The organism is Proteus columbae (assembly GCF_002777965.1).
Lineage (GTDB): Bacteria > Pseudomonadota > Gammaproteobacteria > Enterobacterales > Enterobacteriaceae > Proteus > Proteus columbae.
This window is the reverse complement of the sequence record NZ_NGVR01000020.1, coordinates 119,556-142,494: the sequence shown is the minus strand read 5'-3', so window position 1 is coordinate 142,494 and position 22,939 is coordinate 119,556. Positions and strand designations below refer to the sequence as shown.

The following is a 22,939-nucleotide window of genomic DNA, read 5'->3' as shown; positions in this document are numbered from 1 at the left end:
TGTTTGTTAATTGTTATTCAATGTTATTAATGTGTGCTTTGTTTTGTATTTGTTTCGAAATATAAAAATAAGATAACTCTGTGTTTCATTATTTAATGTAAATAAAGCATCATTTTTAAAAATAGAGGCTATTATATCAATAGAACGTTGAGTGTTTTATTTTTAAACCCAGCTTAAATAAGTTGTCGAGCATAATTGTTTTTTCTTTTATATAAGAGGTCAGTATTTTCTGGCGATATTTTATTTTTCGTTATTTTTATTTAAGGACTTTTACTTGGTTTTAAATAAATATTCTCTTATATGTTTATTTAGTAGTTAATTAAATATCAGAAGTAATAAAAAGACAGATATGAGTAATCATATAACTGTCGAATTGGATTTATTTATACTAAAGAGTAGGAAATTAAAATGAACAAATCTAATACAACCCAGTTCGATTTTTTACATTACTGGCATGGGTTGGGAGCATGGAATTTCTATTTTTTACTAAAGTTTGTTTTGCTTTGGTATGGTTATTTAAATTTTGATGCTTTTAGCAATTTACTTTTTCTTGCCTTTTTATTGTTCCCATTACCCAAAAATAGTTGGTATAAAATGCGTAATTGGGTCGCTATCCCAATAGGGATAATTCTATTTTACCATGATACTTGGTTACCCAGCTTTTCAACGGTACTTGCCCAAGGTGGGCAGCTTAAACAGTTTTCCTTCGATTACCTTGTTGAGTTAACAGTTAACTTTATCAATATCAAAATGATAGGTGTCGCCTTTATTTTGTTAGTCGGTTACCTTTTTATTGAACAGTGGGTAAGGGTATCTGTTTTTATTATTGCAGGTGTATTGTGGCTAAATATTGGTGGATTTACTCATTTTTCTCAAGGCGTGGTGCCCGCTGTTTCAGCGAATACTTTTACGCAAGAAAGCAACATTAATACTGAAAAAAACACCGCAGTCGTTAAAGCTCCTGAAGTGTTGCCAGCATCAGTCGAACCGCAAGTATCCCCTGAAGTTGTATCGACTAAAGAGGTAGAAACTGCACCAATCAATTCAGTTTATCCACCACAAAAACAGAAGGTGAATAATCAGGTATTGGATGATTGGCTCACTCAGTTTTATGGTTACGAGAAAAAACGTACAACACCATTTCCTGCACAGTTAGCAGCCAATGCTCAGCCTTTTGATATCTTGATTATTAATATTTGTTCACTTTCTACCGCTGATGCGGCGGCTGTTGGGCTACAAGAACACCCGATTTGGGGTAACTTTAATGTGTTATTTAGCCACTTTAATACCGTATCTTCTTATAGTGGTCCTGCATCGTTAAGATTATTACGCTCGAGTTGTGGTCAAACTCACCACTCCGATTTATACGATCCCGCAGATACACAATGCTTGCTAATGGATAATTTATCATCGTTAGGATTTACCAAGAAATTGGTACTCGACCATAACGGGAAGTTTGGTAATTACCTCAAAGAAGTTCAGCAACTCGGTAATCTTAATATCGCCTTACAAGATCAAGAAAATCTTTCTCATCAAATTACCGCATTTGATGGCACCAAAATTTACAATGATAAGGAAACATTACAACGTTGGTTGAAAGCGCGTGAACAGTCTAAAGAAGATCGCACTGTGACCTTTGTGAACTTGGTATCACTACATGATGGTAACCGTTATGTAGGGGAAAATAGCACTGCTGATTATGGAAAACGTGCCTCTACATTACTTGATAATTTAGATAGCTTTATGAATGAGCTAGATAGAAAAGGAAGAAAAGTGATGGTGGTGATTGTGCCTGAGCATGGTGCGGCTTTACAAGGTGATAAGACGCAAATGTCAGGGTTAAGAGATATTCCAAGCCAAAGTATTACTACTGTACCTGTCGGCATTCGTTTCACTGGAATAAAAGACCAAGCATCATTTTATCCTCCTGTGATTGTTGATGAACCGAGTAGCTATTTAGCTATCTCTGAGTTTATTTCTCGTAATGTGAATGGGGATATCTTTAACCAATCTGCTATTGATTGGGATGCATTAGCTAGTGAACTTCCTCAAACAGCCAATGTTGCGGAAAACCAAGCTACGGTTGTGGTTGATTATCAAGGGCAGTCTTATATTAAGTTAAATGGCGGTGAGTGGATTAATTATCCTAACTAACTTTTTATAGCTTTTTATAAGAAAAATCATTTCATCATAAATCTATGTTCTCGTTTTCTCTTATGAGATCCCCGTATGATTGCGGGGTTTTTTTATGGGTTTTATAAATAGGAGTCATAAAAAACCACATCTATAAAGATGTGGCCTTATTAAAATCAATAACGTGACGTTATTGGCAATAGACTTATTTTAAGCCAGCCGCTTCACGTAAGATTTCAGCTTTATCTGTTGCTTCCCAAGGGAACTCAGGGCGACCAAAGTGGCCGTAAGCAGCCGTTTTTTGGTAGATTGGGTGCAGTAAATCTAACATTTGAATTAATCCATAAGGACGTAAGTCAAAGAATTCACGCACTAACAGGATCAGTTGTGCTGTTGGGACTTTTTCAGTACCAAATGTTTCTACCATAATTGATGTTGGCTCTGCCACACCGATTGCATAAGAAACTTGAATTTCACAACGATCTGCTAAACCTGCTGCCACGATATTTTTAGCAACGTAACGTGCAGCATAAGCTGCTGAACGGTCAACTTTTGATGGATCTTTACCGGAGAAAGCACCACCACCGTGACGAGCCATACCGCCGTAAGTATCGACAATAATTTTACGACCGGTTAAACCACAGTCACCCATTGGTCCACCGATAACAAAACGACCTGTTGGGTTGATGAAATATTTAGTTTGTTCATTTAACCATTCTGCGGGCAGAACGGGTTTAATGATCTCTTCCATCACAGCTTCATGCAGATCTTTTTGCGAAATATCTTCAGAATGCTGAGTTGATAATACAACTGCATCAATACCAACAACTTTATTGTTGTCATATTGGAAGGTAATTTGGCTTTTTGCATCAGGACGTAACCAAGATAAAGTTCCACTTTTGCGGACTTGTGCTTGCCGTTGAACTAAGCGATGAGCATAAGTAATTGGAGCAGGCATTAATACGTCAGTTTCGTTGGTTGCATAACCAAACATTAAACCTTGGTCGCCAGCGCCTTGTTCTAATGGATTTGCACGGTCAACACCTTGGTTGATATCAGGAGATTGTTTACCAATCGCACTGATAACTGCGCAGGAATTAGCATCAAAGCCCATGTCGGAACTGGTGTAGCCGATTTCACGAACAGTATTACGTGTAATTTCTTCGATATCGACCCAAGCTTTGGTGGTAATTTCTCCGCCTACCATAACCATGCCTGTTTTAACGTAAGTTTCGCAGGCAACGCGTGCTTTTGGATCTTGTTCTAAAATTGCATCCAGAACAGCATCAGAAATCTGATCTGCAATTTTATCTGGATGACCTTCTGAGACTGATTCAGAAGTAAAAAGGTGTGTAGTCATTATATCTCGTTACCTTAATACAAACGGTTTAAGGATGGATGTTTTAACATCTAGACGTCCATTTTATGACTCTTCTCTCTTTAATTCCAGCTTTTTTTAATCAAATATAGGGATAAAGCAGAATCAAACAGTTAATCTTATTTTTTGTTGTCCGCTATTTTTGTGTTGAGAAAATAGGGAGTAGAGAAAAAAAAGTTTTTTGTACTTTTTGCTTTGCATTTTTAACTAACTAAAGGTATAACCTCGCGGTTACTGTGAAATCTGAACACAGTGTAAACCGCAGGATTTCTGATCCTGTTTCTCTGTTAGGGAAATGGCTTATAGGTTTAAGCCATGTGTGGAGTGAATGGGTAATGATCCATTGTCTACAGGTTAGTCTTTTCAAAAACCAAAACAGTACTCGCCAATACTATACACGTAGTATATCTAGAGTAATTTCCTCTTTGAGCTCTTTCTCTTTAGAGCGAAGTTGTCTGTTACTTGCCAATAGGTAATTGTGTTAATTCATTATGGGTTAACTCAAGAACTTTCTACTATTATGTCCTGCGTATAGCTGGATAATCATATAAAAATATATAGTGAGTCATTACTTCCAACTGTTATTTATCAGTCGTTTCAGATTTTTGTCAGATAATTGACTACTATAGTGACAGGCAAGGTATAAACTCATACTCCCTAAGGAGAATGTCATGAATGATAACATCGCTCGCAAGATGCAGCACACCTATAACATCACATATTGGGGTGGTGGGTACTATTTAGCGAATAATCGGGGAAATATCAGTGTTTGCCCAAATCCTGATGTGCCTGAGGCAACTTTGGACTTAACAGAGTTAGTTAAGCAAGTGCAAGAAGAGTATTCACATTTGCGCCTTCCTGCACTTTTTTGTTTTCCTCAGATTTTACAACATCGCTTACGTTCTATTAATGCTGCGTTTCATCGTGCGCGTGAATCTTATGGTTATAAAGGTGATTACTTTTTGGTTTATCCAATTAAAGTTAATCAACAACGCCGTGTTATTGAATCATTGATCAATGCAGGTGAACCTTTAGGCTTAGAAGCAGGTTCTAAAGCAGAACTGATGGCTGTGCTTGCACATGCCAATATGACAAGTTCGGTGATTGTCTGTAATGGTTATAAAGACCGTGAATATATTCGTTTAGCGCTTACCGGTGAAAAACTTGGACATAAAGTTTTCTTAGTGATTGAGAAAATGTCTGAGATAAAAATGGTATTAGAAGAAGCTGAGCGTTTAGAAGTTATTCCTCGTTTAGGTGTTCGTGCTCGTCTTGCCTCTCAAGGTTCAGGTAAATGGCAAGCAAGTGGTGGTGAAAAATCAAAATTTGGTTTGGCGGCAACACAAGTATTGCAACTTATTGATACCTTACGCCAAGCGGGTCGCATAGATAGCTTACAGTTATTGCATTTCCATCTGGGATCACAGATGGCAAATATTCGTGATATTGCAACTGGTGTGCGTGAATCAGCCCGTTTTTATGTCGAACTGCATAAATTAGGCGTTAATATTCAATATTTCGATGTGGGTGGTGGTTTAGGTGTGGACTATGAAGGGACACGCTCACAATCTGATTGCTCTGTTAACTATGGTCTTAATGAATATGCGAATAATGTTATTTGGGCAATTGGTGACGCATGTGATGAAAATGATTTACCACATCCAACGGTTATTACTGAATCAGGTCGTGCATTAACGGCACACCATACCGTATTAATTTCTAATGTGATTGGTGTTGAACGTAATGAATTTACGGCAATTACACCACCTGAAGATGATGCAGCAAGACCGATTGCAAGTCTTTGGGAAACATGGGAAGAGATGCAAACTAAGGGGCATAGCCGTTCATTACGTGAATGGTTACACGATAGCCAATTAGATTTACACGATGTGCATACTCAATATGTTCACGGCATGTTAAGCCTGACAGAGCGTGCATGGGCAGAAGAGCTGTATTTGAATATCTGTCGTCGTATTCAGTACGATTTAGATCCAAGTAATCGTGCTCATCGTCCTATTATTGATGAGTTACAAGAACGTATGTCAGATAAGTTCTATGTTAACTTCTCACTGTTCCAATCTTTACCTGATGCATGGGGTATCGACCAGTTATTCCCTGTATTACCTATTGAAGGATTAGATAAACCTCTTGATCGTCGCGCAGTGTTACTCGATATCACTTGTGACTCAGATGGTATTATTGACCATTATGTTGATGGTGATGGTGTTGAAACAACAATGCCAATGCCAGCTTATGATCCTGAATATCCACCAATGATCGGTTTCTTTATGGTAGGGGCTTATCAGGAAATTTTAGGCAATATGCATAACTTATTTGGTGATACCGCCGCCGTAGACGTTTATCTTGATGAAAAAGGAAATTTGACTTATCAACTCAGTGAAGAGGGTGATACGGTTGCTGATATGCTCCAATACGTTAAGTTAAATCCAGCCGTGCTACTAGAGCGTTTCCGTACGCAAGTAAAAAATGCACAGTTAGACGAGGCGTTACAAGAGCAATTCCTGACTGAATTTGAAAGTGGTTTATACGGTTATACGTATCTGGAAGAAGAAGAGTAATTCTTTATTTTCCAATGCAAGAGTGATGTTTTAAACACCACTCTTTATCTATCATATTGATTGTATGTTGCTTATTTTTTATAGGTAACAGAGGTAATAGCATGAAAAATAGTACGTTAGGTAATGAGACTGATAATTCATTGATCTCTAATGCATTTGGTTTTTTACGTTTTCCACTGAATTTTCAGCCTTACAGCAGTGATGCAGATTGGGTTATTACGGGTGTACCTTTTGATATGGCAACATCAGGCCGTGCAGGTACTCGTCATGGACCGGGCGCTATTCGTCAAATCTCAACGAATTTAGCGTGGGAAGGTAACCGCTGGCCGTGGGATTTCGATATGCGTGAACGTTTAAGCGTTGTCGATTGTGGTGACTTAGTTTTTAACTTCGGTGATGCACAAGATATGAGCGATAAATTACAAGCTCATACAGAGAAGTTATTAGCGGCAGGTAAAAAATGTTTAACGTTTGGTGGTGACCACTTTGTCACATTGCCTTTATTACGTGCCCATGCAAAACATTTTGGTAAAATGGCATTAGTTCATTTTGATGCACATACCGATACTTATGGTAACGGCAGTAAATTTGACCATGGTACCATGTTCTTCCATGCACCAAATGAAGGATTAATCGATCCTAACCACTCTGTTCAAATTGGTATTCGTACTGATCATGACAGTGATAATGGTTTCACTGTATTGGATGCGGCGCAAGTGAATGATCGTGGTGTGACTGATCTTGTCGATCAGATCAAAGGTATTGTTGGCGACTTACCTGTTTACCTGACTTTTGATATCGATTGTCTTGATCCTGCATTTGCACCAGGAACAGGAACACCGGTTGTCGGTGGATTAACAACAGATAAAGCACTGAAGATCTTACGTGCATTACAACCGTTAAATATTGTCGGTATGGATTTAGTTGAAGTTTCTCCAGCGTATGATCAATCAGATATAACCGCACTGGCAGGGGCTACGATTGCGCTTGATATGTTATATCTGCAAGCAGCAAAGAAATAATTTCTGTAACTCACTGAAAATAAAGATAAAGCGATATCTCACAGATATCGCTTTTTTGTATTTTATTTATGTATATGCTAAGCACTTCTGAAAGTTAAAAATTAAAGCTGAAAATAACGGGCAAGCAGTGGGGCTGTAAAATTCTTTTTCAAATAGAAGCCTCTGGGGAGAGTCATAATACGTTGTCCATTTTCACCAATAGCCTCAGTTAATGCTTTACTATTCGCGGCTTTTGGACGGATTTGCAAGACTTGTCCGTGGCGTGCAGTAATGCTTTCTACTTTACCTAACACAATCATGTCCATTAGCTCTTCCCAATCATGGCGTAATAGCTCTTCTTCCGTACTATTAGGGCTCCAAAGTAACGGAGAAGCGACGCGACGTTGTGCTAATGGTATTTCCCTCTCTCCTTCAACAGGTACCCATAACACTTTTGAGAGCTTGCGTTTTACATGGCTATTTTCCCATGTAATACCGCTGTTTCCGGTTAATGCTGCGACACAGACAAAAGTAGTTTCTAAAGGCATACCGGATCTATCAATTGGAATTGTTTTGAGTTCAATGCCCAATTCACTGAAGTCTTGCTCAGGTTTGCTACCTGCACTTGCACCTAAATAATATTCCAACAACATACCTACCCAGCCTTTATCTCTTTTAAGATCAATTGGGATAGGAAGCTGTGCAAAAGCGGCAAGTTCACCAAAAGTATAACCCGCAAGCGCTTTTGCTCGTTCGAATAAAACTTGCTCATTTTCGGGGGCTACTGGTGGCGTAAACATAATTATTATCTTCTTGTATAAAAAATAGACAGAAAAAACAGGTTGTTGATAACGTATTTAGCTTTATTTTATTTAAATCATAATAGCATGATATATCATCATTTTTTTGAGTTAATTCGACAATTGAAATTTATAATTTTAAGTTGTGCACGGTTATCCTGAAATCATAAACAGGCTTTTACACTAGGTTATCCACAGCTTTATGGGATAACTTACAGAAAGTGAGATCACTGTTCTGATTTACAGCCTTGACTTTTGCTGATATTTGCCAAAATTCTTCTATTTTGTCTAACTAATCGACATAACCTGTGGATAAAACACCCTGTGGCTATTTTTTGTTCGATTTAAGCGGGTGTGTGTTTTAATTGTTTTATCCAATCGCTGAAATAGGCATTAAAATTTGTCTACTAATTTGAATTATAAGTGATATTTTAAAATTTGTATCAACAGCCTTTCTAACAATACAAAAACTATACCCTGATTATCTCACTCTTTTTCACATAGATATCCACAGAAAAAGTGAATAAATCCCCTAAGCATTTATGTGGGTGTTTATAACTTTCAAGGTTTCTGTGAATTAACATAAATAATGGCTAATTTGAACACTGAAAAGAGACGATAACCTATTTTAACCTTGGTGTATCGATATCAGGTGTAAACCACGCTGATTTAAAATCAAACCAGCCAAAAGTATTCATTTTGACACCTCGTATGGTTCTCTGCCCTTGTAGCTCTAGTAAATGGTGAAATAGAGGATAAAGCCAAATATCTTGTGTTAGCTGGCGACACCACTCTTCAAGTGGCAAAGATTTTTGGTGCCATAATGTGAGCTCTTGTGAAAAAGAGGCTCCCAAGCATTGGTGAAAGAGTGGTAATTCATAAAGTGCAGCAAAAATTGAGAACTCTAAAGGCTTATAAAAATTTACTGTTGCTAACCAAATATCACTATTAGCGTCACCGTAATACCATTGTTCATAATCAAGTACTTGAATAGTCAGTTCAATATCATACTGAGATAAAATACTTTTGATTAAATCGGCAATAGTGCTGTATTCATGATGCTCTTTATAAAGAGTGACAGTGAGTTTTGTTAATGAAGTAGGTTTAGGATGTTGGCGTATTAATTTACTGTGATGCCAATGAAGTAATAACCCATAAGCAGGGGACCAATGGCGTTGATAGAAAGGATCACAATGTGTCAGCATATTAACAGGAGTTAATACACTGCTTAACCATTCCCTTATTTCAGTCTGTTGGCACTGCTTTGAGCGACTATCATAGAGCAGAAAATAACATCCTTCCTCTTTACGACTTTCTAGTGAATCTTTATTGGTATCATCATCTGTTAAATGAATAGTTGAACAAACCATCTTGTTATTCAATTCAGGAACTACCCAAATATCAATTTCATCTAATAATGCCCGTAAGCCAAAATAACGATTAAACGCTTTGATTTGCAGCTTATGTTTATCATTAGCGATAACTTGATAAGCGCCTGTACCAATAGGGCGTTGTGCAAAAGAGGGGAGTGATGCCCATTCTTGTGGCAAAATAACAGCTTGTGGACTGCCTAATAGCGTTGCAAATTGCTTATCTGCTTCGCTTAAGAAAATATCGAGCACATAAGGTTGAGGCGAGGAAATTTGTTCTATATGTGCATAAAGAGGGTTGCAGTGTTTCATTCTCATTAAAGAAGTGCTGATATCTTCAAGAGTGAGTTCACGGCCATGATGAAAATAGATAGAAGGACGTAAATAAAATCGCCAATGTTGCTCTGTGATCATTTGCCAATGATGAGCTAATTCGGCTTCGATTTCCCCATTTTCCTCTTTTAAGTGGACTAATGAGTTAAATATCTGACTCATTAAATGTAATTCAGAACGTCTTAATGGTGTTCCCGGTAATAAATTTCTAAAAGGACGATAGTAAATAATACGCAGTAGTTGTTGACCGGGATGAAAGCTTTTTTCAATTTGTGAGAGCACCATTTGGCGTACAGAATCTTTATCGCCCATCAGTGCGACAAGCTTTTCAATATCATTCTCTTCTATCAGTCTTTCTGCGCGATTTTGTTGGATCTCAAGTGCATTAGAGTGAAAAATAAGCGTGGATTTTTTACCTCGACCGACTTCTGCTTGCCAATTTATCCAACCTATTTCTTGCATCTTATTTAATAAAGAGCGGACATGACGACGTGTACAGTGCAGGGTTTGTGCTAATTCTTGTAATGTTGTTTCAGTTGCTTTTCCCTGAAAGGCTTGCCATAAGCGAATAAATTGTAACTCTAAGCGGGGTGAGGTCATAAAAGAGGAAATCCCTTGATAAAGTGATCAATTTTAATTTCCTTATATTAGACCGATAATGTCTGTGTTTAAAGTTAGCTCTCATGTTAGTTATCACAAATTACGAATACTGACAGACTCCCCCATTTGAGCATTCGGTGATTACCGGCCAGTGATACTGATCACTGGCTTTTTTATTGGCTATTTATAGGCATTTTTTGTTGGAGCAAAAAAAAGCCGTAAACGAATTTACGGCAAGAATGACAAAGTAAACATCACAGAAAGTAGAAGATGGTGAAAAATTGCTTTAGTTAGCGCATAAAGGTGGGTTGTTTTGCCTCGTAAGCACTAATATCATCTTGGTGTTGTAGCGTTAATCCAATGCTGTCTAATCCTTCAATCATGCAGTGGCGGCGAAATGAGTCGATTTCGAAAGAGAAACGCAATTCACCCGCTATGACTTCTTGTGCTACTAAATCTACGGTAATTGGTGTACCAGCATGTTCTTTTACCCAATTAAATAATTGTGAGACTTCATCATCACTTAATTTAATTGGTAATAATTGATTGTTAAATGAATTTCCGTAAAAAATATCAGCAAAACTGGGGGCGATAACGGCGTGAAAACCATAATCAGTTAATGCCCAAGGTGCGTGTTCACGAGATGATCCACAACCAAAGTTTTCTCGTGCTAATAAAATAGAAGCCCCTTGGTAAATTGGCTGATTTAAAATAAATGTAGGATCAGGCTGAGTGCCTTCGTCATCCAAAAAACGCCAATCATGAAACAGGTGCTTACCAAAACCAGTACGCGTCACTTTCTGCAAAAATTGCTTAGGAATAATGGCGTCGGTATCCACATTTGCCGCATCTAAAGGAACCGCAATACCCGTGTGTTGAGTAAATTTATTCATCATGTTCTCCTTTAAGATGCCACTGCAAATGTACGAACATCTGCAAAATGACCATTAATAGCAGCAGCTGCTGCCATTGCAGGACTGACTAAATGTGTCCGACCTCCACGACCTTGGCGGCCTTCAAAGTTACGATTACTGGTGGATGCACAGCGTTCACCCGGATTTAATCGGTCGTTATTCATGGCTAAACACATTGAACAGCCCGGTAAGCGCCATTCAAAACCTGCTTCAATAAAGATTTTATCTAAGCCTTCAGCTTCTGCTTGGGCTTTAACAGGGCCTGATCCTGGAACTACAATCGCTTGAACATGAGACGCAACTTTATGGCCTTTTGCAATTTCCGCAGCAGCTCGTAAATCTTCAATACGAGAGTTAGTACAAGAGCCAATAAAAACTTTATCGATAGCGACATCGGTTAAGTTGACGCCTTCACTTAATCCCATATAAGCCAAGGCTTTTTCAGCAGAAGCTCGTTCAACGGGATCATTAAAGCTGTTTAATAACGGGACTATTTGATCAATAGCAATAACCTGCCCCGGGTTGGTGCCCCACGTAACTTGTGGGGCAATTTCTGCCGCATTAATTGTAACTGTGGCATCGAAAGTTGCATCATTATCAGACTTTAAGGTTCTCCAATAAGCGACGGCTTCATCCCATGACTGATCTTTAGGCGCAAATTGACGTCCTTTTAAGTAGTCAAAAGTGGTGTCATCAGGTGCTACTAAACCTGCTTTAGCCCCCATTTCAATCGCCATGTTACATAAGGTCATTCGACCTTCCATGCTTAAGGCTTCAATCGCTTCACCCGCAAATTCAACGATATAGCCTGTACCACCCGCACTGCCTAATTTGCCAATAATCGCTAATACGATATCTTTTGCCGTGATCCCAATGGCGGTTTTACCCTGAACTTCAATTTTTAATGTTTTGGCACGAGACTGTTTTAAGGTCTGAGTTGCTAAAACATGTTCAACTTCTGAAGTACCAATCCCAAAAGCTAATGAACCAAAAGCACCATGAGTTGCTGTATGTGAATCACCGCAAACAATGGTCATTCCCGGTAAGGTTAAGCCTTGTTCTGGCCCCATTACGTGAACAATTCCTTGATAAGGATGGTTTAAGTCATACAGGGTGACACCAAATTCTTGGCAGTTTTTCATCAACTCTTGCATTTGAATTCTTGCCATATCACCACAAGCATTTATATCTTTAGTTTGTGTTGATACGTTGTGATCCATCGTTGCAAAGGTTTTATTCGGTTGACGAACAGGGCGACCTTTTGTTCTTAATCCATCAAAGGCTTGAGGCGATGTTACTTCATGCACTAAATGTCTATCGATATACAAAATGGGTGTTTCATCACTCACTTCTCTGACAACATGTGCATCATAAATTTTTTGATATAATGTTTTACCCATGTTATGCCCCTTCACGAATATACTGAGCGATACGATCACCCATTTCGGCGGTTGTGATTGCGTTACCATCACCCGCTAAATCTGCGGTGCGATAGCCTTTTGCTAATACTTGTGTGATAGCATCTTCAATGGTTTGAGCTGCATTATCTTCATTAAAGCTATAACGTAATAACAGTGCTGCCGACAGAATTTGTGCAATAGGGTTAGCGATGTTTTTACCAGCTATATCAGGAGCTGAACCTCCTGCGGGTTCATATAAACCAAAGCGTTCTTCGTTAACACTGGCAGATGGCAACATTCCCATAGAGCCGGTGATCATTGCGCATTCATCAGATAAAATATCGCCAAAAATATTGGAGCACAGCAACACATCAAACTGAGAAGGATCTTTAATTAACTGCATTGTTGCGTTATCAATATACATATGTTGAATTTCAACATCTGGGTATTCTTTTGCGATCTCAGTTACAACTTCACGCCATAAAATAGAGCTTTGTAATACGTTAGCTTTATCAATTGAGGTTACTTTATGACGGCGTTTACGTGCCGATTCAAATGCAAAGCGTGCAATACGTTCAATTTCATAACGATGATAAATTTCAGTATCAAAAGCACGCTCTTGTGCGCCTTCGCCTTCACGACCTTTAGGTTGACCGAAATAAATACCACCTGTTAATTCGCGTACACATAAAATATCAAAACCACGTTGTGCGATATCAGCCCGTAATGGGCAGTAGGCTTCTAAACCTTCATATAAGCGAGCAGGGCGTAAATTGCAGAACAATTTAAAATGCTTACGTAATGGTAATAAAGCACCACGTTCTGGCTGTTCATTTGCGGGTAAATGTTCCCATTTAGGACCACCGACGGAACCAAATAAAATCGCATCAGCTTGTTCACAGCCTGCTAAGGTATCTGCGGGTAACGGGCTACCATGATTATCAATGGCAATTCCACCGATATCGTATTCTTTTGTTGTGATATTGAGTGAGAAACGCTCACTAACTGCCTTCATCACTTTCTGTGCTTGAGCCATGACTTCAGGGCCAATACCATCTCCGGGTAATACTGCAATATGATAATTTTTTGACATAATTAAACCGCTTCTTGTGTTGTGTGTTGTTTGCGTTTTTCTATTTCGACTTGCTCTGAGCGCCAAATACTATTAATAACGTGGATCATGGCATTTGCTGATGAACCTACGATGTCAGTTTCTAAACCCATCCCATGAAATTTACGTCCTTGATATTCAACGACGATATCAACTTGCCCTAAGGCGTCTCTGCCTTCACCTTTCGCTGTTAATTGGTAAGTGACTAATTTCAATGGATAACCTGTTGCACGAGAGATGGCTTGATAAACTGCATCGACAGGACCATTACCAGTTGCTGCTTCAGTAATTTCTTTATCACCATGAGTAATGCTGACGCTTGCGGTAGCAACGGTTGATGAACCAGATTGAGTGTTAAAATAATTCATTACAAACTCATCAGGCTCTTGTTGCTGTTGTCCCATAAATGCTAAAGCTTCCAAATCGTAATCAAAGACTTGGCCTTTTTTATCAGCCAAACGTAAGAAGGCAGAATATAAAGTATCCAAGTTATAATCTGTTTCACGATAACCCATCTCTTCCATACGATGTTTAACTGCGGCACGACCTGAGCGAGAAGTTAAATTCAGTTGTACCTCTTTTAATCCGATAGATTCCGGTGTCATGATTTCGTAGGTTTCGCGGTTCTTCAACACGCCATCTTGGTGAATACCCGATGAATGCGCGAATGCATTGGAGCCAACAACAGATTTATTAGCATGAATTGGCGTATTACATAATTGGCTGACTAATTGACTGGTACGATAAATTTCTTTGTGATTAATCCGTGTCTGAACATTCATCATTTGCTCACGGACTTTTATCGCCATAATGACTTCTTCTAATGCGCAGTTACCTGCACGCTCGCCTAAGCCATTAATTGTCCCTTCTACTTGTCTTGCACCTGCTTGTACTGCGGTAATTGAGTTAGCGACCGCCATGCCCAAATCGTCATGACAGTGAACAGAAATAATGGCTTTATCAATATTGGGAACACGCTCAAATAAGTTGGTGATAATTCCACCAAACTGATAAGGCGTTGTATAACCTACGGTGTCTGGAATATTAATGGTGGTTGCACCAGCATTAATTGCGCTTTCAACAATTCGACATAAATTATCGATATGAGTACGACCCGCATCTTCACAAGAAAATTCCACATCATCGGTATAGCGACGAGCGCGTTTTATTGAGTTCACGCCCATTTCAATAATATCTTCGAACGATTTCTTCAATTTATGTTCAGCATGCAATGCCGAGGTTGCCAAAAATACGTGGATACGAAAAGCCTCTGCGACTTTTAAAGATTCTGCGGCAACATCAATATCGTTATCAACGCAGCGAGCTAATGCACAAATACGGCTATTTTTGATTTCGCGTGCAATGGTTTGTACGGATTCAAAATCACCAGGAGAAGAAACAGGAAAGCCCGCTTCAATGATATCCACACCTAAACGCTCTAAAGCGTAAGCAATTTGTAACTTCTCTTTTACGCTTAAGCTCGCCTGCAATGCTTGTTCACCATCTCTCAATGTGGTATCAAAAATAATCACGTCATTGCTCATAATCTGTTCCTTTCTCTTTTTATTGGCTGTTTGCGCTCTCCCAGGTATAAAAAAACCCGCGACTAGCGCGGGTTTCTCTCTAAGGGCAGGTGTGTTTCACTTTTTACCCATAAGCCGACCGCGCATAAAAGTTGCGAGTAGTAGTAGGCTTGATAGTAAAATTGCGTTTAACATGAAACATCCTTAGATAAGTTCTCAATAATCTGTATTAATTGATACCTAATACCAATAAAGATGTCAAGCATTGGAATTTATTAATTCATTTGTCAGTTTTATTTATAAATTTTTCATAGTGATTCTGACTAATATCTAAATTTTTACTAATGATTATAACTATCAAGCATTCATTGATTAGGTTAATGTTCCATACGTTGTTTGAAAAAGAGTGAAATGAAAAATTAAACAATTGTTTGCTTTTTTTTTAATCAGCTAATTGATAGAGAAAAAAGAAAGTGTTAGGGGAGGAATGATTGATAAATGTGAGCAACGTTTTGAATGTAAGAATAAAAATCATTGTATTATAAAAGATAATAGATATCTGATACCTATTTTAGGAATGAAAGTACATTATTTTATTATGATTTTTATCATACTTTGTTTTATTATTTGCAAGGCAGAAAGTAAAACAGGTTGTAATATATATTGATATAATCATTTTCTATACATGTAATTTTAATATTAATTTTATTTTTATATTAAATGTGTTTTTTTATTGATATGAAACTTATGTGTTTAGTTGTATGCATGGATGATGAATAATAAATTTTAATAAATAGTTTAAGTAATAGTTAAAGCTTATTTATTATTAATAATATATTAGTTAATAATATTTTTGGCTATTATGATAACATAGTGGAGTAAGAAATGACGGATTACACATCAGCAACAGTTACCAGCAGAGAATCAGCAGATATGCATTTACGTAATGTTGATCTTAATTTATTAACGGTATTTGATGCTGTTATGCAAATGCAAAATGTTACCCGTGCTGCACAAGTACTGGGCATGTCACAACCCGCAGTAAGTAATGCTGTTTCTCGCCTTAAGGTTATGTTTAATGACGAATTATTTGTTCGCTATGGACGCGGTATTCAACCTACATTAAGAGCTAAACAACTTTTTGGTCCAGTAAGACAAGCCTTACAATTGGTTCATAATGAGCTTCCCGGAGCAGGATTTGAACCAGAACAAAGTGATCGTATATTTAATTTATCTATTTGTAGTCCTCTAGATATAAAACTAGCGCCAAAAATAGTTGAGCAAATTAAAAATGAAACACCTAATATTAACGTTAATATTAAGTCTTATTTAAATAGCAATATAGAACACCAATTAAAATATCAAGAAGTTGAGTTCTTTATTAGCTATAAGGAATTTGAAAAGGCTGAGTTTCATTCACAACCACTATTTAATGATGAAGTTGTTTTGGTCGTTTCTAATAAACATCCTCGTATTAAAGAGAGTGTAACTCAAGAAATGTTATTAAATGAGCAACATTCCATTGTTTCTTTAGATGATATTGGTTCATTTAGTGCACCTTATTATAAAGATACTCAGTTGGAAGATTTAATCACTTATCAAGGAACCGATTTAAATAGTGTATTAAATATTGTATCTAGAACTTATTTGGTCGCTATTGCACCAAAATGGTTAGTTGAGAGTTATTCTGAGCAATTAGATATTAAAGCTGTGTCGTTACCTTGGGAAAAAACAGAGCGTCCATGTTACTTGATTTGGCATGAGTCAACCGCACGCGATAAAGGCCACTTATGGATGAAAAATTTATTAAGTGAAGTTTGTCAAAACTAGAGTGTTTTTACTCATAATTAGTATCTATTACTAATTATGCAGAAATAGTGGCAGATAACGTTAGCTATTCGGCTAATGACCAAAATGGCGTTTATGCAGTTAGGTAAACTAAATTGGATTGCTGTCACTATTTTTGCCCTTTCTTTGTAATAATGACTCTTATTCGTATTATATGGCATTAAACCTATTTTTTTTCAATAATATTCCCCCCTTTATATTGTCATTGATTAAGTTATGACAATTACCTCTTGTTATTTATCAGCTTTTCTTTTCTGCTTTCCATAAAAAATAAGATCATAATATTTAGTTTTCTCACAGTGATGAGATAGCCTTTTTTGACAAAACTTTTCATAACTCACAATTTTACAAATTTATGTAAAATTGAATTCCTTTATTTTGGCGGATCACTTAGACTTTTATTCGAGTCAGCGAACAGGTGTAAGCTGAAATTGTAAGGGAGACATTTTCTCCATTTCGGTTTCATAACACGGTCGCTTTTCCATAAATAGCAGGAAAATTATGATAACTAATAATAATCTTCATGATTATCATATAATTAGAAGATTGCAGATGCAATTTTTGCACAGCGGGAATAAAATTGCTTATCGTCAGTGGGATGCTAAGCGCAATATCGAAATGTCATGGGAGTTGGTTGAAAAGAAAACACGCGCGCTCTCAAATGCATTGTTAGAAATGGGTGTGGATGTTCAAGAAAACATTGGGATCTTTTCTCAAAATACTATTGATTGGTCTTTAGCTGATATTGCTTCTTTGCAGCTACGTGCAGTAACTGTTCCTCTTTATGCAACAAGTAGTGTTGAACAAGCCGCTTACATTTTAAATGATGCGAATATTCGTATTCTTTTTGTTGGCGACCAAAAGCAATACGATATTGTTTCTGAATTATTAGCATTATGCCCTCAGCTTGAACATATCATTGTGTTTAGCTCCGATGTTGTGTTAAACGAAAATATACCTTCATGCTATCTGAAAAATTTAATTAACCAGCTACAATTTCAGCATGATGATGTGTTAAAACAGCGTATTAATGAATGCAATTTAGATGATCTGTTTACTCTGATTTATACATCAGGAACCACAGGTGAACCTAAAGGCGTTATGCTTGACTATACAAGTTTGGCATCACAACTTTATCTACATGATGAGCGTCTCTCATTATCTGATAAAGATGTTTCTCTCTGTTTCTTACCTCTTTCTCACGTTTTTGAACGCGCGTGGAGCTTCTATGTGATGCACACAGGTGCGGTTAACGTGTATTTAACAGACACTCATGCGGTCAGAGAGGCAATGAGTGCGGTTAAACCTACTGTGATGTGTGCCGTTCCTCGCTTTTATGAAAAAGTGTATAGCGCTATTCAAGATAAAGTGTCTCAAGCTTCAATGTTTCGTCAATTTATCTTTAAATGGGCAATAAAGCAGGGTGAAAAACAGCGTGAAGCACAACTGAATCAGCGTCAACAGGGCTTTATTTCCCGCTTATGTTATCGCTTTGCAGATAAAAAAGTGTTAAATCCAGTGCGTCAAATTTTAGGTGGGCGAGTTCGCTTTTTACCAGCGGCAGGTGCTCGTTTAGATGATGCTGTGATCCGCTTCTTCTTGGCAGCCGGTATTAATATTAAATATGGCTATGGTATGACAGAAACCTGTGCCACAGTTTCATGCTGGGAAGAGAACAAATATAAATTAGGTTCTATTGGTACCCCATTGCCGGGTGTCGAAGTGCGTATTGGCGCAGAAAACGAAATCCAAGTACGTGGCAGCATTGTCATGAAAGGATATTTCAATAAGCCTGAAGATACGGCGGCTGCCTTTACAGAAGATGGATGGTTGCGCACCGGAGACGCTGGCGCACTTGATAGTGATGGCATGTTATTTATCACGGAACGTTTAAAAGATTTAATGAAAACGTCAAATGGCAAATACATTGCGCCACAAATGATCGAGGGAACATTAGGGCAAGACCGCTTTATTGAGCATATTGCGGTGATCGCAGATACACGTAAATTTGTTTCTGCACTTATTGTGCCTTGTTTTGATGCATTAGAAGAACATGCGCGTGCATTAAATTTAAAATATCAAGATCGTATGGAATTATTACGCCATACTAAAATTAAAGAGCTATTTGATGAACGTTTACGTGAAATGCAAAAAAACTTTGCAAGTTTTCATCAAGTTAAGCGCTTTACGCTTCTTGCAGAAGGCTTTTCAATGGAGTCTGGTGAATTAACACCAACATTGAAACTTCGCCGCAAAATTATTTTTGAACGTTATCGAAATGAAATCGAATTAATGTATCAAGATTAATTTTAATTGATGAAAAAGCACCTAAATGGTGCTTTTTTCTTTTGAAATTACTTATTGATAGATAACGATGATTGAAATAATTGATAAAAGACATAAACGGAAACGTTGACGCATACGGTTTTATCAGTAAATTGTGTTAAAATACAAACTCAGATCAGCATGATGACTGAAATTCATAGCAATATGTAATAAATAACACATTTAATAATTAAAAGAGGCTAATGTGAAACTGGATGAAATCGCCCGCTTGGCTGGTGTTTCACGAACAACAGCAAGTTATGTCATTAATGGTAAAGCGAAACAGTACCGTGTAAGTGACAAGACTGTTGAAAAAGTGATGGCGGTGGTCAGAGAGCATAATTACCACCCGAACGCTGTTGCCGCGGGATTACGTGCTGGTCGTACGCGTTCTATTGGTTTGGTTATTCCTGATTTGGAAAATACCAGTTATACCAGGATCGCAAATTACCTTGAACGACAAGCGCGTCAACGCGGTTATCAATTACTGATTGCCTGTTCAGAAGACCAACCAGACAACGAAATTCGTTGTGTTGAGCACTTACTGCAACGTCAAGTTGATGCCATTATTGTTTCAACAGCATTGCCACCAGAGCATCCTTTCTATCAGCGTTGGGCAAATCGCTCATTACCGATTATTGCGTTAGACCGAGCGTTAGAAAGTGAACATTTTATCAGTGTTGTTGGCGATGACTTAGAAGACGCCAAAATGCTGGCAACAGAATTAAAAGCATTCCCTTCGCAATCTGTACTCTATTTAGGCGCACTTCCTGAACTCTCTGTGAGTTTTTTACGTGAACAAGGTTTTCGTAATGTATGGAAAGATGATCCTAGAGAAGTGACCTACCTATATGCAAATAGCTATGAACGAGAAGCTGCTGCGGCTGCTTTTTCTGAATGGTTAAATAACAATCCAATGCCTGATGCGTTATTCACTACCTCTTTTGCTTTATTACAAGGGGTTATGGATGTGACGTTACAACGCAGTGGTCGTTTACCAACACAATTGGTTATTGCGACTTTTGGTGATCATGAGTTATTGGATTTCCTTGAATGTCCTGTTTTATCTGTCGCTCAACGACATCGTGATATTGCAGAACGTGTGTTAGAACTTGTTCTTGCGAGTCTTGAAGAAGAACAAAAACCACAAGCAGGAATTACACGTATTCGTCGTGATTTATGTCGTCGAGGCAGTTTGGGACGTGCACGTTAATTGATGTCACTCTGCTGGTAATTATCTGCATTTATACTCATCCCTGTTTTATTAAATTAAAACGGGGATGTTTTATTTGATTTAAGAATGTCGAATTGCTTAGAGAATATTAAATTTGAGATTAATCTTAAGACTTTTTTTACTATTTCTCGCATTTTGCTAAGTTAGTAGATTAATTTTTAACATACCCATAAATGATATTGCTTAAATTTAATGAGTAATTAATTTTATTTTGGGAAACTGAAGAAAAAAATAAATAACTATCTTCATGATATTGAATTATTTTTTTTCGTCTTGCTATTTTTATTTATATAAAAGAAACCTCAAATTATTATGCTGGCCAAAGGTAAATGAACTGCAATAAATTAGTTTTTTATAATAAAAATCATAATTTACTTATTATGATTTCTTTATCTGGTTTTCTTCCTTGTAATCGCTATAAATAATTACTTTTCGAGATTAAAAATAGAATTTGAAAAATAATCTCTATTAATCATAGGGTTAATTTTGTCTTTTTCTTTTTGTCGATAATTTAAACATTTCGGTGTGCTTATCGATTTACTGTAAATATAAATAAAGCTTCCTATATCTGGCTTGACAACGTTTTCATACCATCCGTAAACTCTATTTGTGGGGATTTGTGGGATAATGTGGTGTAAATTACAAAGCTGGGGGTAATGAGGATGTTTCGTGGAGCAACACTCGTTAATCTTGACAGCAAAGGGCGAATAACAGTTCCTTCCCGTTATCGAACAACGCTGAGTGAGATTTCTGAAGGTCAAATGGTTTGTACCATTGATCTCAATCAGCCGTGTTTATTGCTTTATACCCTTCCAGAATGGGAAAAGATTGAGTTAAAATTAGCGGCTTTGTCCTCTATGAATCCAGCGGAACGTCGAGTGCAACGTTTGTTATTAGGTCACGCCAGCGAATGCCAAATGGATAGCGCAGGACGTCTTTTGTTAGCTAGCACGCTAAGACAGCATGCGGGGCTAACAAAAGAGGTCATGTTAGTCGGTCAATTCAATAAATTTGAATTGTGGGATGAACAGGTCTGGTACAAACAGATCGAAAAAGACATTGTAGCCGAGCAAACCTCACAGGAACCGTTATCGACACGACTATTGGATTTATCACTTTAAATAATGACAACGAATAATTTTAGCCATACCAGTGTATTACTGGATGAAGCAGTGAATGGCCTGAATATTAAACCTTCAGGTATCTATATTGACGGAACATTTGGTCGCGGGGGGCACTCTCGTCTAATTTTATCGCAATTGGGTGAACAAGGTCGCTTGATTGCGATAGACAGAGATCCACAAGCCATAGCAGTTGCTAATGAAATTGATGATGCTCGATTTTCTATTGTTCATGGGCCATTTTCAAATATTGAACAGTATGTTAATGAGCTTGGTTTAGCGGGAAAAATTGACGGCGTATTACTGGATCTAGGAGTCTCTTCTCCTCAACTTGATGATCCTGAACGTGGCTTTTCTTTTATGCGTGATGGGCCTCTTGATATGCGTATGGACCCAACGTCAGGGCAATCAGCTGCACAATGGCTGATGACAGCAGCAGAAGACGACATCACATGGGTATTGAAAACCTTTGGTGAAGAACGTTTTGCTAAGCGTATTGCTCGTGCCATTGTTGCACGTAACAAAACAGAAGAGCCTTTGACTCGAACCAAGCAATTGGCTGATTTAATTAGCGATGCAAGCCCAGTAAAAGAGCGGCATAAACACCCAGCAACACGCAGTTTTCAGGCAATTCGCATCTATATTAATAGCGAATTAGATGAAATTGAAAAAGCATTAAAAGGTGCGGTTTCTGTTTTAGCGCCTGAAGGACGTTTGTCAGTAATTAGTTTCCATTCGTTGGAAGACCGATTGGTGAAGCGTTTTATTCGAGATGAGAGTAAGGGACCTGTTGTTCCTGCTGGTATTCCTCTCACACAAGCGCAGATAAAAGAGTTAGGAAGTGCTCGCTTATCGAGTATTCACAAGATGAAACCGACAGGCGTAGAAGTTGAAGAAAATCCACGGGCACGAAGCTCTGTATTGCGTGTAGCACAACGTATTGAGGAATAAATGTCTACTGAACGACACTCACTACCGGGAGTTATAGGGCAGGATTTACTGCGTCATGGCAAACTACCTGTATTTTTACTGATTGCTGTGATTATTTCTGCGGTGTATGTCGTGACGACAGCACATAAGACACGTTTATTGACGGCAGAGAAAGAGCGTTTAGTGCTGGAGAAAAACGTATTGGAGATCGAATGGCGCAATCTCATTCTTGAAGAAAACGCGCTGGCTGACCATAGCCGAGTAGAGCGTTTTTCAAGTGATAGTTTGGGGATGATCCATGTTGACCCAACAAAAGAGAACATCGTGGTTACTAAATAA

The 22,939-nt window shown here is 37.9% G+C and carries 16 protein-coding genes; 9 read left to right on the top strand and 7 right to left on the bottom strand.

The genetic code is table 11. The annotated features are described in order from the left end of the window. Positions 1-408: 408 nt before the first annotated feature. Positions 409-2,154 (top strand): cellulose biosynthesis protein BcsG, encoded by a 1,746-nt coding sequence (bcsG, locus tag CBE70_RS09375; protein ID WP_100159134.1) that lies wholly within the window; start codon positions 409-411, stop codon positions 2,152-2,154. Positions 2,155-2,338: 184 nt separating this feature from the next. Here bcsG and metK read toward each other — a convergent pair whose 3' ends face one another. After that, positions 2,339-3,493, bottom strand: a complete 1,155-nt coding sequence (gene metK, locus CBE70_RS09370) for a methionine adenosyltransferase (protein WP_100159133.1) — start codon at positions 3,491-3,493, stop codon at positions 2,339-2,341. Between the two features lie 689 nt (positions 3,494-4,182). On the opposite strand from metK, the gene speA reads away from it, so the two are divergent. Next, entirely contained in the window at positions 4,183-6,090 is a 1,908-nt protein-coding gene (speA, locus tag CBE70_RS09365; RefSeq protein WP_100159132.1) for a biosynthetic arginine decarboxylase, read from the top strand. A 101-nt stretch (positions 6,091-6,191) separates the two neighbouring features. Beyond that, positions 6,192-7,112 carry an agmatinase gene (gene speB, locus CBE70_RS09360; protein WP_036912424.1) on the top strand — a complete coding sequence of 307 codons (921 nt, stop codon included), beginning with the start codon at positions 6,192-6,194 and terminating at the stop codon, positions 7,110-7,112. 101 nt (positions 7,113-7,213) lie between these two features. On the opposite strand, the gene mutH is transcribed toward speB, so the two are convergent. The 6 genes from mutH to leuA form a co-directional block, all read right to left on the bottom strand. Then, positions 7,214-7,891: a DNA mismatch repair endonuclease MutH gene (gene mutH / locus CBE70_RS09355; RefSeq protein WP_100159131.1), complete on the bottom strand. Its 678-nt coding sequence runs from the start codon at positions 7,889-7,891 to the stop codon at positions 7,214-7,216. Between the two features lie 623 nt (positions 7,892-8,514). Then, entirely contained in the window at positions 8,515-10,194 is a 1,680-nt protein-coding gene (gene sgrR / locus CBE70_RS09350) for an HTH-type transcriptional regulator SgrR (protein WP_100159130.1), read from the bottom strand. Positions 10,195-10,484: 290 nt separating this feature from the next. Continuing rightward, positions 10,485-11,090, bottom strand: a complete 606-nt coding sequence (leuD, locus tag CBE70_RS09345) for a 3-isopropylmalate dehydratase small subunit (RefSeq protein WP_100159129.1) — start codon at positions 11,088-11,090, stop codon at positions 10,485-10,487. Between the two features lie 8 nt (positions 11,091-11,098). Continuing rightward, the gene (gene leuC / locus CBE70_RS09340) at positions 11,099-12,508 is read right to left on the bottom strand and encodes a 3-isopropylmalate dehydratase large subunit (protein WP_100159128.1); all 1,410 of its coding nucleotides are present in this window, start codon (positions 12,506-12,508) and stop codon (positions 11,099-11,101) included. Position 12,509: 1 nt separating this feature from the next. Continuing rightward, the gene (gene leuB, locus CBE70_RS09335; protein WP_100159127.1) at positions 12,510-13,601 is read right to left on the bottom strand and encodes a 3-isopropylmalate dehydrogenase; all 1,092 of its coding nucleotides are present in this window, start codon (positions 13,599-13,601) and stop codon (positions 12,510-12,512) included. Positions 13,602-13,603: 2 nt separating this feature from the next. Next, positions 13,604-15,163 (bottom strand): 2-isopropylmalate synthase, encoded by a 1,560-nt coding sequence (gene leuA, locus CBE70_RS09330; RefSeq protein ID WP_023581485.1) that lies wholly within the window; start codon positions 15,161-15,163, stop codon positions 13,604-13,606. Positions 15,164-16,027: 864 nt separating this feature from the next. Between leuA and leuO the strand changes: the two genes are divergently transcribed. The 6 genes from leuO (at position 16,028) to ftsL (ending at position 22,939) form a co-directional block, all read left to right on the top strand. Next, the gene (leuO, locus tag CBE70_RS09320) at positions 16,028-16,972 is read left to right on the top strand and encodes a transcriptional regulator LeuO (protein WP_100159126.1); all 945 of its coding nucleotides are present in this window, start codon (positions 16,028-16,030) and stop codon (positions 16,970-16,972) included. Between the two features lie 519 nt (positions 16,973-17,491). Beyond that, positions 17,492-19,297: an AMP-dependent synthetase/ligase gene (locus CBE70_RS09315; protein WP_100159125.1), complete on the top strand. Its 1,806-nt coding sequence runs from the start codon at positions 17,492-17,494 to the stop codon at positions 19,295-19,297. Between the two features lie 223 nt (positions 19,298-19,520). After that, positions 19,521-20,528 (top strand): catabolite repressor/activator, encoded by a 1,008-nt coding sequence (cra, locus tag CBE70_RS09310; RefSeq protein WP_075670767.1) that lies wholly within the window; start codon positions 19,521-19,523, stop codon positions 20,526-20,528. Positions 20,529-21,211: 683 nt separating this feature from the next. Continuing rightward, positions 21,212-21,670, top strand: coding sequence for a division/cell wall cluster transcriptional repressor MraZ (gene mraZ / locus CBE70_RS09305; protein ID WP_075670769.1), 459 nt, complete (start codon positions 21,212-21,214; stop codon positions 21,668-21,670). A 3-nt stretch (positions 21,671-21,673) separates the two neighbouring features. Beyond that, positions 21,674-22,621 (top strand): 16S rRNA (cytosine(1402)-N(4))-methyltransferase RsmH, encoded by a 948-nt coding sequence (gene rsmH / locus CBE70_RS09300; protein WP_069367687.1) that lies wholly within the window; start codon positions 21,674-21,676, stop codon positions 22,619-22,621. Then, on the top strand, positions 22,622-22,939 hold the full coding sequence (gene ftsL, locus CBE70_RS09295) for a cell division protein FtsL (protein ID WP_075670773.1): 318 nt from the start codon (positions 22,622-22,624) through the stop codon (positions 22,937-22,939).

Coding starts and splice junctions, on each gene's coding strand:
- leuB (WP_100159127.1), bottom strand. CDS start 13,601: ATGTCAAAAAATTATCATATTGCAGTATTACCCGGAGATGGTATTGGC.
- mraZ (WP_075670769.1), top strand. CDS start 21,212: ATGTTTCGTGGAGCAACACTCGTTAATCTTGACAGCAAAGGGCGAATA.
- rsmH (WP_069367687.1), top strand. CDS start 21,674: ATGACAACGAATAATTTTAGCCATACCAGTGTATTACTGGATGAAGCA.
- metK (WP_100159133.1), bottom strand. CDS start 3,493: ATGACTACACACCTTTTTACTTCTGAATCAGTCTCAGAAGGTCATCCA.
- leuC (WP_100159128.1), bottom strand. CDS start 12,508: ATGGGTAAAACATTATATCAAAAAATTTATGATGCACATGTTGTCAGA.
- ftsL (WP_075670773.1), top strand. CDS start 22,622: ATGTCTACTGAACGACACTCACTACCGGGAGTTATAGGGCAGGATTTA.
- mutH (WP_100159131.1), bottom strand. CDS start 7,891: ATGTTTACGCCACCAGTAGCCCCCGAAAATGAGCAAGTTTTATTCGAA.
- leuA (WP_023581485.1), bottom strand. CDS start 15,163: ATGAGCAATGACGTGATTATTTTTGATACCACATTGAGAGATGGTGAA.
- sgrR (WP_100159130.1), bottom strand. CDS start 10,194: ATGACCTCACCCCGCTTAGAGTTACAATTTATTCGCTTATGGCAAGCC.
- leuO (WP_100159126.1), top strand. CDS start 16,028: ATGACGGATTACACATCAGCAACAGTTACCAGCAGAGAATCAGCAGAT.
- leuD (WP_100159129.1), bottom strand. CDS start 11,090: ATGATGAATAAATTTACTCAACACACGGGTATTGCGGTTCCTTTAGAT.
- speB (WP_036912424.1), top strand. CDS start 6,192: ATGAAAAATAGTACGTTAGGTAATGAGACTGATAATTCATTGATCTCT.
- speA (WP_100159132.1), top strand. CDS start 4,183: ATGAATGATAACATCGCTCGCAAGATGCAGCACACCTATAACATCACA.
- bcsG (WP_100159134.1), top strand. CDS start 409: ATGAACAAATCTAATACAACCCAGTTCGATTTTTTACATTACTGGCAT.
- CBE70_RS09315 (WP_100159125.1), top strand. CDS start 17,492: ATGATAACTAATAATAATCTTCATGATTATCATATAATTAGAAGATTG.